Annotated in this window: 4 protein-coding genes; 1 reads left to right on the forward strand and 3 read right to left on the reverse strand. The window is 64.6% G+C overall.

Going from position 1 to position 14,860, the window contains the following annotated elements:
- The first annotated feature begins 2 nt into the window (after positions 1–2).
- Positions 3–10,415: a hypothetical protein gene (locus ASD38_RS22870; protein WP_156390845.1), complete on the forward strand. Its 10,413-nt coding sequence runs from the start codon at positions 3–5 to the stop codon at positions 10,413–10,415.
- Positions 10,416–11,154: 739 nt separating this feature from the next.
- On the opposite strand, the gene ASD38_RS23575 is transcribed toward ASD38_RS22870, so the two are convergent.
- The 3 genes from ASD38_RS23575 to ASD38_RS23585 are packed head-to-tail and all read right to left on the reverse strand — an operon-like array spanning position 11,155 to position 14,745.
- Positions 11,155–12,219 carry a TniQ family protein gene (locus ASD38_RS23575; protein ID WP_162252161.1) on the reverse strand — a complete coding sequence of 355 codons (1,065 nt, stop codon included), beginning with the start codon at positions 12,217–12,219 and terminating at the stop codon, positions 11,155–11,157.
- Positions 12,212–13,108, reverse strand: coding sequence for a TniB family NTP-binding protein (locus ASD38_RS23580; RefSeq protein ID WP_082560860.1), 897 nt, complete (start codon positions 13,106–13,108; stop codon positions 12,212–12,214). The genes ASD38_RS23575 and ASD38_RS23580 overlap by 8 nt, the downstream gene beginning before the upstream one ends.
- Positions 13,105–14,745, reverse strand: coding sequence for a Mu transposase C-terminal domain-containing protein (locus ASD38_RS23585; RefSeq protein WP_082560861.1), 1,641 nt, complete (start codon positions 14,743–14,745; stop codon positions 13,105–13,107). Before ASD38_RS23585 ends, ASD38_RS23580 begins: the two co-directional genes overlap by 4 nt.
- Between the last annotated feature and the right edge of the window lie 115 nt (positions 14,746–14,860).

The following is a 14,860-nucleotide window of genomic DNA, read 5'->3' on the forward strand; positions in this document are numbered from 1 at the left end:
CCTTGTCACTCCAGACGCTACAAGCCGCCTTCGCTTCCGCCACCTGGCCGGTCGTGCTCGACGCCACCTATCTGACCAGCAACGGCGTGACGCCGCCGCCGGGCTTCGACGCCCTGCTGAAGCAGGCCTTCGTGCTGGCTGGAACCGACGGCCTGTCCGTGGGCGAGGGCCAGGTCGGCGCCGTGGTCGGCGACAGCTTCACGATCACCGCCGCCAGCCTCACCAACGGCGTGTTCGGCGCCACGGCGGCCCAGACCGCCGTCACCCTGACCTTCACCCTGCCGGACACCGCGGGGGCCGTCCTGCTGGTGCAGATCCGCACCGACCTGTCCGGCTGGACCTTCCCAACGGGCTTTCCGTGGATGGTCGGCGGCGTGTTCGACAATCTGACGTTCAGCCAGTCCAGCCTGCTGTTCTCCACCGCGGCCGGCACGGCCGCCTGGCCGGCCTCCGACGGGGCGTTGGTCGCCCTGACGCCCGGCATGACCTTCGCCGGCGCCCTGACCCTGAGCCTCTACGCCAACACCGTCCTTCAGATCGCCAACCTGACGGGGGCAGCGGTCCCCAATCCGCTGGTGATGTCCGGGCCGATCGACGCCTCGGGCGTCAACGACGACACGCCGTTCCCGGTGATGAACCTCACGGCCCCCTTGTCCGCGGCCACGTTCACCTTCCTGTTCCTGGAAGCCAGCGATCCCTTCTTCGGCTTCGTGATCGAGCCGGCCCCGCCGGCCGAAGGTCCGGTGAACGAGGACGATCCGCCGCCCGAACAGCTGGTGAGCTACACCTTCGGCGGTCTCGTCACGACCACCACCTCGCCGCCGCTCGCGCTCGGATTCACGGTGCAGATCCAGAGCGCCACCAACAACTTCGCCATCGCCCTGGCGCCGCCGGAGGGCGCCACCACGCCCCTGACGCCGGCGAACATCGCGACCATAGCCGGGGTCAACGCCAACTACATCGCCTACGTCCCCGCGCCGCTGCAGGGCTTCTTCACCGAGATCGCGTTCAAGGGGCTGCTGGTTTCGACTGTCATGTCGAAAGGCAAGACGGTCCCGACCATCACCTCGACCGCCGTTTCGATCGGAACGCTCGAAGGGTTCCAGTACCAGCTGATCAATGACCCTTCGGGCAATTTCGACCTCACCATCAAATCACTCGACCTGCACTGGACGGTGCTGAATCCGACCGGGGCTTCCCGCCAGCTTCTGCTGTTCGAGACCACCTTCACCTTCATGCCCACCGTCTTCACCGACGCGCAGGGCAATCCGGGCGGCGAGTTCGCGCTGTCGATCGACCAGGACTTCACGATCCTGGCGGAATTCCAGGGCCAGGTTTCGCTGGCCAACCTGCTGCCGGCCGTGACCGGCGGCCTGGTCCAGATGCCGGATGGAATCTCCGTGGTCTTCAGCGACGTGCAGCTGATGATCGATCCGCCCAACACCAGCTATGCGTTCTCGTTCGGGCTGGACGTCACCGTCGACATCATCACCTGGAACGGCCAGCCGCTAATCAGGCTGGACGGCATGCGCATGGCGCTGTCGGCCCAGACGCCGCAGCCTACCCAGCCGCCGGCGGCCAAACCGCCTTCGACCGCCTATTCGGCCTCGATGTCGGGCCTGATGGCCGTCGGACCGATCGCGATCGACATGTTGATCGCCTACGAAGGGCAGGGGACTTCGCCGCAATGGCGGCTGCAGAGCTCCCTGGCCGCGCCGCTGGACCTGGGGTCGCTGTTGCGCGACCTGTTCGCGGTCACCGATCTGGACAAGTTCCTGCCGGACTTCCTGCCCAAGACCCTGATCGTCGATCGCTTCGCCGTCGGCGCGATCATTCCGACGGCCTCGGGCGCCCAGTCGCAATACACCATCGCCGGGGCCCTGACCTGGGAGACGACGGTGCTGCCGGGCCTGCCGATCGCCTGCACGGCCGATCTGGCCCTGGCCTATGACGGCTCCAAGCCCGCGGGCAGCGAATTCTCCGGTTCGGTGCTGGGCACGATCTCGGTGGCGGCGGTCCAGGGGCTCACCGTCTCGATCGCCTACGCGTTCAACCAGCCCGGCAGCGCCGGCGGCTCGACGCTGGCGGTGCAGTGGGAAGGCGTCACCGGCACCTATGACAGCACCGCCGAGACCATCACCGTCACCCTGAACGGGTGGAGCCTGGGTTCGCTGATCACTTCGCTGGTGCAGCTGACCGGCCGCTCGTATTTCTCGCTGTCCGGTCCCTGGGCGGTGCTGAACTCGATCTCGCTGGACGGCCTGTTCCTGACCTTCCATCTGGCCGCCAACGCGCCGACAACGGTCAGCGCCGGCTACACGCTGTCGTCGCCGATCGACCTCGGCTTCCTGGTGATCGACGGCTTCAACTTCGCCCGCGATCCCAAGACCGGGAAGGTCCTGTTCACGATCTCCGGCCGTTCGCCGCTGTCGTCCGACCCTTCATTTCAGCCGCTGTTCAGCGACGACCCGACCAAGGGCCAAGACGTCACCAAGATGCCGGAGGTGCCGGGCCGCGGGAACGCGCTGTTCGACCTGCGCCTGCTCGCCCTGGGCCAGCACGTGTCGATCAACGCCAGCGACATGAGCAGCACCCAGGCCGTCATCAAGTCCCTGGAGCAGATCCCCTCGACCGGCTCGGGCAGCGGCAATCCCGTCGACCCCACCAGTACCCAGGCCAAGCAGCCGCGCTACAACGCCGACAGCAACTGGCTGATCGCCACCGACATCGGCCTGTTCCGCGTCGGCGACGCCAAGAGCAGTCTCTATTCGATCGAGGTCATGGTCGTGTTCAACGATCCTGACCTCTACGGCCTGAGGCTCGGCTTCAACGGCGACAAGATCCCGGTCCTGAAGGATCTGGCCATCGACATCATGTACAAGAAGGTGACGCCGACCATCGGCGTGTACCAGCTTGACCTGGTGCTGCCCGGCTCGATCCGGCAACTGAACTTCGGGGCCCTGAACGTCACGCTGCCGACCATCGGCATCGCCATCTACACCAACGGCGACTTCACGTTCGACCTGGGCTTCCCCTACAACATGGACTTCTCCGGATCGTTCACGATCCAGGCCATCGTCGGCCCGTTCCCGGTGATGGGATCGGGCGGATTCTATTTCTCCAAGCTTAGCAACGCCACCTCCACCAAGATCCCCAAGACCGACAAGGGGACCTTCGATCCGGTGATCGAGTTCGGCATCGGCCTGCAGATGGGGCTGGGCTATTCGATCGACAAAGGCATCCTGTCGGCGGGCTTCTCGGTCACCTTCTTCGGCATCATCCAGGGCGTGTTCGCGCCCTGGCATCCCTATGACGGGTCCAACGCCGTGACGGTGGCCAACGGCACGGCCCTGGCCGCCACCAACAAGGAGGTCCAGGCCGACAACTATTTCTGGCTGCGGGGCCAGTTCGGCATTCAGGGCAAGCTCTACGGCACGATCAATTTCGCGATCATCTCGGCCAGCGTGTCGGTGTCGATCGTCCTGGCGCTGCAGATCACCTACGAGTCGTATCGCGCCATTCCGATGTCGGTGTCGGCGTCCGTCTCGGTCTCGGTCTCGGTCAAGATCGATCTTGGCCTGTTCTCCTTCTCCATCAGCTTCTCCTTCGCGACGACGATCTCGGAGGACATGACCATCGGCTCCGACAGCACCGCGCCCTGGGATCCCCAGCCCAAGATGCTGGCCTTCGCGGCGTTCGGCGAGGTCGAGACCCAAGCCCGGCCGCGCGCTCTGGAACGGCCGGCCAAGGTGGCGCTGCGGTTCGCGCCGCAGCCGCGCGTGATGAGCCTTTCGGCCTCCGCATCCGCCGATGCCAACGCCGACACGGCGCCCACCCTGACCATCGTGCTCACGCCGCAGTTCACCGTCTTGGCGCCGGACATGAGCCAGCTGAGCCTGGCCAACCAGCAGGGCGCCTTCGTGACCCTGTTCTCGATGGACGCGCCGACCGCGGCCGGCGACGGCAACGCGACCGGTTCGTCCTTCGCCGCCCTGTGCGACGCCCTGCTGCCCTGGGTCATCGCCTCCCACCCGGCGACGCCGGACAGCGCGGCTCAGGCCGAGACGCCGGTCAGCGTCGCCACGCTCAAGGAGATCCTGGCGGTCCTGGCCGACCCCGCCCAGCAACCGGCGCTGGCGGCTTCGGACATTCTGGCGTTCCTGAAGGCCAACTTCACCGTCGATCTCGTCACCAAGCCCAGCAAGGCGCAGCAGGACGCGCTGAAGGCCGGGGCGGTGATCTTCCCCGTCATGCCGGGCCTGAGCCTGACCGTGCCGTCGCCGTCGCCGACCGCGGGGGGCGGCACGGTCACGATCGACTTCGAGGCCTGGACCGCGATCACCCCGGCTTATCGCACCGCCGTGATCGCCGCGTTCGACAAGCTGGCGGCGACGCTGAACAACGAGATCAACGCGCCGGCCCCCAAGGCGCTGTCGCTGGACGAGACGCCGGAATCCCTGGCCCAGGTGCTGTTCGAAGACGCCTTCGCCATGATCTCGCGGCAACTGTTGCAGGCGGCGATCGACTGCTACGCCTCGTTCCCCTACGCGCTGCGGCCGAAGGATTCCCTCAATTCGATCATGGCCTTCGTCCAGACGGGCGAGGCCAATCCGCGCTTCACCTTCGAGGACCTGGTCAACGGCAATCCGCAGAACCCGCTGACCGTCGGGGGGACGCTCTATTTCGACGGCGTCACCGCCAGCGTCCAGAGCCGGGTCGACGGCGCGACGACGATCATCGAGTCGCTGTCGGCCATCGCGGCCCGCTTCAGCGCGCCGCAGTTCACGACCACCCCCGCGGCGCTGATCGTCAGCAACCAGAACGCCACCAACCTGCTGCAGGCGGGCGTGACGATCACCATTGGCGCGGCGTCCGCCACCACCCAGCTCGGCGACAGCTTCGACAGCCTGGCCAAGGCGCTGAACGTCTCGATCGACGTCCTGGCGGCCCAGACCAGCCTCTATGACCTGAACACCCTGCTTCTGGTCGGAGCGCCGCTGATCATACCGACGCTGGTCTACACCACCGTCGCCGGGGACACGTTGGGCGCGCTGCTCGGCCGGTTCGGCGTCGGCGCGACCGCGTTCGTGGCGCGGACGGAAAACCTCGCCCTGGCGGATATCTTCGACGCCAAGCAGGAGCCGCTGGTCCATCTGTCCAAGCTGGACTTGCTGACCGGCGACCAACTGAGCCAGGGCGTGGCGGCGGGCGAGACCGTGGGCCAGACCGCCGGCATGGTCTCGCGCTTCATGCTCCAGGGGCTGCGCCTGCCCAACACCACCGGCCTGACGCTGTCGCCGAAGTTCCTGTATCCGACCAACCAGTCGGAATACGGCCTCTATCAGCTCACCGGCCAGCAGTTCCCGGTCACCACCTATGGCGCCCCCTACACGGTCACTCTGAACAAGGACACGACCAAGCTGGGCTGGGTGCAGATCAACGGCTCCGTCGGCAACGCCAACGGCGACACCGACCTGACCCAGGCGGCGGCCAATCTCGACGTCGTGCTGAAGTGGGCCGTGCAATACGGCTACAATCCAAGCGCCTCGACCGTGGATCCCGATCTCACCCTGGCCCCGGAACCCCCGCTGGCGCTCACGCCCCAGCAGTTCGCGGCCGCCGGCTACGCGCCGTGGAACACTTCGGGGATGAGCGAGATCACCCAGATCACCGCGCCGCCCGGGACGTTGCAGACGGCGGCGACGGGCGGCTCGGGCCAGGCCCAGCCCTATCTGTGGCGGCTGCCCCCCGCGTTGCTGAGCCGGATCGAGACCCAACAGGCCGCCCTGACCGAGGACATGCCGCTGTCGGCGGCCATGAGCTATCTGCCGGTGTTCGCGCCGGCGACCCTGACAACGGATCCGGCCACCCAGCTCCCGATCGTGACCGCGGTCGACGACTACGCCTACGCCACCCGCATCGACTTCCAGATCCGCAAGCTGGAACAGGCGGCCGGGGCCCAGACCCCGACGGCGAACTCCAACACCGTGCTGCCTCCCGGCGACGGGAACACGCCGCCGGTCACCCAAATGGCGCCCAATGTCTATCAACTGATCGGTCCCACGCCGAGCGACGCGGTTCTGCTCGAGCGCATCCTGATCGAGATGAACACGCTGGGTCCGAACATCGCGAACGGCGTGCTGGTCGCCTATGCCGACCAGGGCTCCAACATTCCCGGCCTGGTCGGCCACGCCGCCTCGGACGTCTACGCCTTCATCACGCGCTCCAACCTGTCCACCAAGGCCAATCCGCCGCCGCCGCGGTTCAAGGCGAGCTTCGCGGTCGAAGAAGCACCGCCGGTCGTCAACGACCTGTTCAACCAGCCCGCCGACGCCATTCGCCTGCTGTGGGAGATCTCGACGGTCCAGTCCGGCGGGTTCAGCTTCTATTGGGACGAACTGGTCAAGGGCGCGCAACTGCCGCCCGGCCTCTTCAATTCGGCCGGCTACGCGACCCTGACCCTGGTGGTCACCTACGCCCGGTCCGCCGGAACGCCGGTGGGGGCGCGCCTGAGCAATGTGTGCAATGCGATCCTGACCAGCGCCAGCATCGATCCGACTCGGTCCACCCTGGTGCTCGTGTCAGAGTCCGCCCCCAACACCGCCGTGTTCGAAGCCGGCGACAGCCTGGCGGCCTTCGGTCTCCGCTACGGCATGACGGCCGGCGAGGTCGCCCGCGACAATCCCCAGGCGGCCCTGGCCCAGAGCGCCCAGATCGTCCTGAACGGCATGTTCCATGAAGTGACGCCGGCCGACGTCGCCGGCGGCGACGTGTGGACCACCGTCGCGAACTACTATTCCAAGAACGCGCTCGCGCCGATCACCTCCGCCCAGCTGCAGGCCTATAATCCGAACGTCACCGCCGCCCTCTACGCGGTCCTGATGATCCCGCCGGTGACCTATGTGGCGGCCGCCGGCGACACCTTCTCGAGCGTGGCCGGCTATTTCGGACTGACCCTGGAGCAGGTGGGGGCGATGGCGCAGAGCCAAGCCGGCCTGCTGGCCGGCACGCCGACGCTGAACGTCGATCCCCAGAGCTTCTCGTCGAACCCGTCGATCGGCGTCGGCAACGTCGGCCTGACGCTGACCCGCGCCAATCTCGCCCCCCCAGGCGCGAGCACCGACGCCACCTACGGCCAGCAGTACATGTTCTCGCTGTATTCGCTGCTGGACGCCGGCTTCCTGGGCAACCAGTTCTTCACCCTGAGCGCCCCGGGCCTGCCGTTCGGCCCGACCGCCGACGGCTCGTCGTCGGCGCCGAACACCAAGAGCGCGCTGATGCGGGCAAACGCGCCGGCCCAGACCCAGGCCGACATCCGCAACCCGACGTCGCGGCGCATGATGCTGCAAAGCCAGGCGGCGTCGCCGACCATCGCCTACCAGCAGGCGTTGAACGTCTACAACAACACCAAGATCAACCCCGCGCCGGCCAATCCCCAGCCGAACCTGCCGCCGGCCGCCCAGAACCCCTATCAGGGGGTCGGCGGCGTCGCGCAGCTCAGCCTTCGCTGGCTGGACCTGTTCGGCAACCAGACGGTCACGCCGTTCAACACGCCGCCGGCGGGCTATGACGGGCCGCTCAACAACCCGCCTGTCGCCATCGCCTACACCGACACGCTCATCGCCCTCAGCCAGTGGCCGAACGTCAGCGCGTCCTACGTCTACACGGGCAGCGCGGGCGCGCCCCAGCTCCAGATCACGCTGGCCCTGAACACCGACGCCTACCAGCCCTCCGGGGGCGTTCCGGCCCCGGCCGCCGCCAACGACGCCAAGGTGTTCGCCGCCGTCTACTACCAGCTCAACCAGAACTACGACGGGCAGAACGTGCCCGGAGTCAGCGGCCCCGCGGTCACCTTCTCGCTGCTCAACAGCCTGACCGGCGGCGTCCAGGACATGGATCCCGCGCTCGCGGCCAAGTTCGTCGCCTTCGCCAACCAGTGCGCCCAGACGACCGCGGCCGCGGCGGGCGGCACGGCGCCGAGCGGCCCCGTCGGCGCCACGCTTACCGTTCCGATCGACCTGACCCAGGTGGTGGCGGACAATGTGGTGCGGCTGCGCCTGTTCCTGATGCAGAGCCGCAATCCGCGCCTGGTCGACGCGCAACTTCTCGACGTCGACGGCGGCGTGACCGTGCAGACGGAAATCCTGCCGTACTCGACCACCGCCCAGGATTCGCAGGACGCCCTGAAGCCGTTCGCCCAGCAGATGGAAACGGCGTTCGTCACCAGCGCCTGGCAGTATCGCGTCGGCGCCGGCCCCGCCGACCCCGACGAACCCCTGGCCAACCAGCTCTACACCGTGTGGGCGGCGCGGTTCGCCGCCCAGGGCTCCAATGTCGGCCTGACCATGACCGTGGGCGACGAGCCGGTGTTCTACGCGCCCAAGCCCGTGGCCAAGTCGCAATCCTCCGGCACGGTCACGCTGCCGGCCTATGTCACCGGCAAGGGCCTGAGTCCGGGGGAGGGGGCGTCGACCACCTTCACGGGCGTCGACCTGAACGTCTGGTGCGCCCAGGCGCTGACCGCGATCGACACCTTCCTGTCCCCGACCTACGCCGCGCCGGCCTTCATCGTGGCGGCCCTGGCCGGCAAGGATCCCGACCAGGCCGGCGATCTGTTCGACATCCTGGCCCAGAAGGCCGCCCTGGCCGAAACCATCTCCGGCACGATCGAGCCCGTGCTGGTCGGCGCCGACGCCCCGACGCTGAAGGCCGCCGCCAAGGAGGAGCTGAAGCAGTCCTTGCTGCAGCAACTGGCCAACGCCTCGGCGGTGACCTCGGTGGCCGTGGCGCCGGTGACCGGCGCGACCACCAACGAACCGCAAGCGCCCGGCACGGCCAGCCCGCCCGCCTTCTATGGCGCGCCGGTCAACACCGCGCCGCCGCTCGACCTGCCCAACTACGCCCTGTCGGTGTCCAGCATCGCGCTGAACGCCAAGGGCGCGACGAGCACGGACTCGGCGATGGCCTTCCTGTTCACCTGCTCGGATCCGACGCTGGAGGCCTCGATCCCGCTGACGCTGAGCTATCAGCTCACCCACCTGCAGAACGACATCACCAAGGTGCCGGGCATCGACGGCTACACGCAGAGCAGCTGGATCGCCTTCACCACGGGCCCGTTCGCCTATCCGATCGGCTCTGGCCCGCTGCAGTTCCCGGTTCCGCTGCGGTCCCTGCCGCCGCCGCCGACGGCCCAGGGCCAGACCGGGGCGGGCTCGGGGATCGCCAATCCGACGCCGGCCCAGCTCTCGCTCTGGGACTACACCTTCACCTACACGGCGCGGCGCGCCGCGCAGGACTCGCTGCTGGCGACCGTGTCGTTCAACGCGCCGGCCACGCTCGCCGCGCCGCCCGAGGATCCGGCGACAGGACTGTTCGTCGCCCTGGCGAACCTGATCGGATGCGCCCCGGCGATCTTCGCCGACTTCGACGCCTACCTGACCCAGGTGGCGCCCGACACCAAGCTGACCAGCGCCACCTACGTCAACGCCGCCGCGGCGCTGACCGCGTGGAACACCCTGGTCTCGGGCTTCTCCACGGCCTATGCCGACTGGGCCAAGCCGCCGGCGCCGCCGACCCTCAAGCTGGCGGCGCCGTCCGGTCCGCCGCCGGTGAACCTGAAGTTCCGCGTCGAGGTGGCTCTGAACGACGACCAGGCTCCGGCCGTGATCGTCGTCACCAACGTGGGCGGGGCCAGCGCCCCGCTGCCGCTGATCCAGATCCTGCCCGAGACGTTCACGGTCCAGCCGGTGGCGCCGCCTCCGGGCGCGTTGGCCGCCTATCAGTACGTCAACACCGTCACCGGGGCCTATCTGACCACCAGAGAGGCCAAGGACGCCCAGTCCCAGACGATCGCCTTCCCCCAGCTCAGCGCCATCCTGTTCCAGTCGGCGGACACGGCGATCCAGATCCAGCGCAATGTCGATCTGGAAAACGGAACCAAGACGAACGACGCGTTCGTGTTCACGACCATCCCGGTGGCCTTCGCCACCCCGATCACGCCGCTGATCCGCTACCCGACCTACAACCTGGCCACGCTCGATCCGCCTGTGACGCCGCCGGCGGCGATCTCCACCTATCTGAACGAGTTCTTCGAACAGCTTCTGGGCGCGGACGGCGCGACCTACCTCACCACCCAGATCGGCGCCGACAGCCGCTACCCCCTGAACAGCGATCCGGCCAGTCCGGTGATCGACCTGCCGATCGGCCTGATGCCGCCGACCGCGCCGACCTCGGCGGCCCTGGGCGAACTGGCCGGGTTGGTGAACGGCTGGCTGCAGGCGAACCGCCAGCCCCTGGCCGGCATCGGCGCCACGCTGAGCTTCGAGGTGATCCTCTACAGCACCCTGCCGGGGGCCACGATGCCGCTCGTCAAGGTGTCCAGCGTCTATATCGCGCTGGACGACGTCTCATCATAGGCGCGGGATCGACGGAGGCGTGCGGAGCAGGGCAGGGCGACCACCCTGCTCCTCGACAGGATCCATGACAGGCGGGCCGATCTGAGAGATAAATCAATCAATAGGCTGAATTATCTAAACTTTATCCACCTCAAATGATCCGCTCAGACGTTGCCGCGCGTTACGAGCGCCCAGGAAGCAGATCGTCTTGCAACGCATTCGCATCTGTAGCCGCTCGTCATCGGCGTGCGATTGCGCGGCGCCGTGGCCGCATTGGCCAGGCAGCCCCAATCGCCATTCTGGACGCCAGTTCAGTCTTTGCGGCATGTCTGCCCGTAAACAGCGCCTGCCAATCTCGCTCGGCAGGCCTTCGCCGCATTTCCCGCGCGTCGCTTTCGGCCGGTCACGGCCAAGCCGCGCACGCCGCCTGGCCGCTGGATCTGACGCCTGAGCGTCTTGCTCGCGCCGCTGACGCCGAGCCGCCGGAATAGAGCTGCTTCGGCTGCCGCGCTGGATGCTCCATGACATGGCTTGGCTTGGTGTTGCCCAGTTCGGCGATTGCGCATAAATTTCTGATAATATTACTTAGACGGTAGATCTCTTGTAGCGACCGGATGAGAATGTCATGTGTCACTGACTCCAAACTTTGCGAGTCGCATGCCGCTTGTCACCGGTTGCCCCAACGTTCCGCCCTTTGGCGATTAGCGACTCCAAATCCTGCGACTGGCCTGACTCGAAAACATGCGACCCGCGTGCCTGATTAGTCGTTTGCATCTGGTGCCGTTGAAGGCGCCGCCCTGAAAGTTGCTCCAGCAACGACCGCCGCCCAGCGCTGCCTCAGACGCTGCGGCCACACGCTAGATCGATGGCCGATCGTCCGAACCGCGTTCCTGGGTAACTCAGTGGCCAAGAGAATCAACGGGTCATAGCGCGCAGACCAATCCCCAATTTCTCCACTTTCGAGATAGCGAGTTTCGAACCAATATTCTCCAAATGAGCCCCTGTACCAAGGTGCTGGTAGATCTTCGGGTTCGACGAGAAAAATTAGCGCCATCCGTACGTAAAACAGCCGCTCCCTAGCGTTTACATCCAAACACCATTTTTCTGGCATTTCGTTGGATCCTGCTAAAGATCGTCGCCTCGCCATCGGTGTCTCGATAAGCCGGATCGCTGGCCCGAGATTTGGCGTGTACATGTTGGTTGCAATGGCATCGACAATGTCGCTCACCGCGCCAGCAAATAATTCTCGCTCTACCTTCTTGGATGAATCTTCCAAAAGATCACACGTATACTGAATCAGTTCCTTGGCGTCGAAGTGAGATCGGCTGAGCAAACTATCTCGTGGCTCATAAGGCTTCCGATGGCCGAACAACGTGAGTTCGTTCGCAATCTTGATGTCGGAATTGCCATGCGGGACGAGCGGCACTCTGTGCAGCCAACAGTAAACGGCGAGCGGATGGGTCCAAATTCGGCGCACATGAGCCGCCCTGCCCTGCGCTATATCCTCCCCTAGACAATACGGACAAATCGCCCAGCAATGGGGCGGCCGCGGCCCAGCTCGTCCTGGTTGTCGAAGAAAGTCCGACAGGATCATTTCACTCAACACCGCCACCTCTGTTCGCATCATGATCGCTAGACGCGGGAGCGATGCCAGATTGCCTCGATCGAGCTCGGATATTGATCCACGGAGCTCTCGTTCAAATTCACTGATTGTGAGAAGGTGAGCTTCAGCCGTGCGGACTAGCCACGATGAAAGTGCTTCATCCACTTCGGCCGGCGGCGCCAGAACCGAGAGATCTGACGGTCTTTCCCAGGAACTATCCATCTTCTTTACGCCGACGACGCGTCGCCACCTCCTCGACAAGGCTCGCGGAAAGTTGCTCATCATGTTCAAGGGCGGCGATAGCCGTTCGCTCGATGAGGTCGAACATGCGGCCGAGCAACGAACGAGAGTGAAGGAAGAGCGCTTCCATTAGCGCACGATCAACCGAAGTGGGCTTGCGTAAAGGCAGGTACTCAATTCGCTCCGAGACTAAATTAACGAGCCATTTTTCTTTCGTTGTCCAAGTTGGTAGCGCGACGATATCAAATCGCTCCTCTAGGTGGGCGTCTGATTTGATAAGCGCCTTAGTCTCTCCGGAACCGAAGCCAACGATGCTGACCTGCAACTGATTAGAGAGATATTTGAGAACATTAAGAATTGCGCGCTGATCTCGATCCCGCAAATCGGTGATACGTTGCAATTCATCGAGAATAATCATTCGAATGCTGCGTGCCTCGAAGTGCTTGAGGACCATGGCTTGCAAACGGGACGCTGTTGTATCTTGGCATGGTGCCCTGAAAGCGTTGAGCAGGTCCATGTACAGGCGCTTTTCAGAGAGGTTGTCATTCACCTCGAGCCAAAGTACTGATCCATAGGGCTCCGGTTTGGATAGAGATTTTGGCGCCTCACCGGTGTCTCTCGCTATGCACAACTCAATGAATCTCTTTTGAATGTGCGTCTTTCCCATGTTGGGGCTCGCCCAAAACAGAAGAGAGGGCATGCGGAGCCTTGGCGGCATGTCAAGAAGCTCGAAGATCCGCTCCAGCGCGTCCTCAGCAGCGGGATAGCTGATCCATCGATCTGTTTGGATACAAGCCTTTCGCGCCAGGATGCCGGCAGTGGCGAGATGGCGTATTTCCGAGTGTAGATGATCAAATGGAGCGGGACTCATGCCCCCCTCCCCTTGAAGGCGCCGCCCCAGTCGTCGTCACCCTGGATCAGTCCCTTAGGATCGGGCGGGACCGTTGTGGTTCGTCGATCTATGCGCAGCCGCTCGACTTGCCTAGCAGCCGCGCCAGACCTTGATGCGGCCTGCTCAATGGTCGCCTCCATAGCGCGGACAGCTTGCCGCACCACGGCGCGATCGCGTCGCCCCGGCACATTTGGTTTGACCGCTGAACGAGCCGCCGCTTTTAGCAACCACAATGTTGGTGGTGGTTCATCCCGACGGAGGCGATAAGGCACAGGTATATATCCCGCGTCGGGAAGCTTGACGTACAGGCGCGAAAGGTCTCGAGGATCGTATTTGGCGACAATATTTCGAAGTCCGCAGATATAGGCTTCGCCAAGCTTTTGGCAGTAATAATCATCGCCAAACGCTTTGATCCCTTGTCGCCCTACAGTGCGCTCAACTTGAGGAAACAGATCAAGGCGGAACGCCTCCAAATCATCAGGAAAGACAGGAACCAGGCCATCAACTCGCTCGGTCCAGGCCCGCAACGGACTCACTCCAAGCGCGCTGTGATCAGTTTGATTGTACACCCCCAAAATCTGGTGGGCGAAGTACATCTCCAGGTCGTCAATTCGCAGCCGCGCCGCCCCTTTGCTGTCGTACCCACCTCGTGCGGCCGGGCTATTGTGCGTAGCCCCAGGAAGGACGCGACACCCGCCCATCAGGGTTCCGATCAGGCGCTCGACATGCCCCCCATAGCGGGCTCCTCCGAGTGGCCTTAGGGACCAATCGACGCCATGATTTAAGAAGGCGCGCCTTAGGTCGTCTCGCGTGAATTCCTTAGCATTGTCACTATGTAGAAGGCGCGGAAGCCCCTCAACCGGCCACGGATAGTCCAAACCACGCGCGGCGAGCCAAGCGGCCTTGCTAGAGACGGCCAAGTCTAATGTCGATGCGACACGGATAGTCGAGGGCGGGTCGAGGCCAACATAGAATGACACCACCAGGCGGGTGCAGACGTCGACGACGACAGTAAGCCAAGGGCGACCAATTGGCCGACCATGTACGTCAACCACAATTACGTCGGCCAGGGTGTGATCGATTTGCCAAACGTCCCACGGGTGCTCGACCACATACTGACCAGGTCGAGGTGTATGCTGCTCAGCAACTTTGGCCCCCTGCCTACGCAGCACCACGCTTCGCTTTGGAAAGGCCTTAAGCCGTCGATTAATAGCAGCGCGCGTTGGCCGGGAGAGCCCTTCGTCTTCGCAGGCGTCCCCAATACGATCTGCGATCTGCTGGAGCGATGGTTTCGCGAAGGTGAGATACTCAACCCTTAGAAACTTCTGTATCAGCGCTTCTTGCCGTGGATGCAGTCGGGAGCGGCCCTTTGGATAGCCGCGCCCTCTCGGGGAAAGATCACGAACAGTTCCATTTCCCTCGATGCGCGCCATCGATCTGTATAGAGTTGCCGGATGTACTCCGGCACATTCAGCGGCGATTTCAACGTGTTCGCGCGTTCGCTTTCCTTCAGGGGGCAAATTTTGAATCAGCTTTAGTCGGAGTGCGAGCTCTTCAAATTTCTGATCTGAAATCCCGTCGAGCACAGCGTCGGCAGCAGGATGATGACGTGACATGACCTCTCCTCCGCAACGACCCAAGGGCCGGTTGCGCTGCAATGTGGCGGTCGCAGGCCGGCTTTCGGCGCAGCGTCCGCTTGACAGATCTGAATTGTGGGGGGAGTATCTTTAG

It is taken from the genome of Caulobacter sp. Root487D2Y (assembly GCF_001427165.1).
Classification (GTDB): Bacteria; Pseudomonadota; Alphaproteobacteria; order Caulobacterales; family Caulobacteraceae; genus Caulobacter.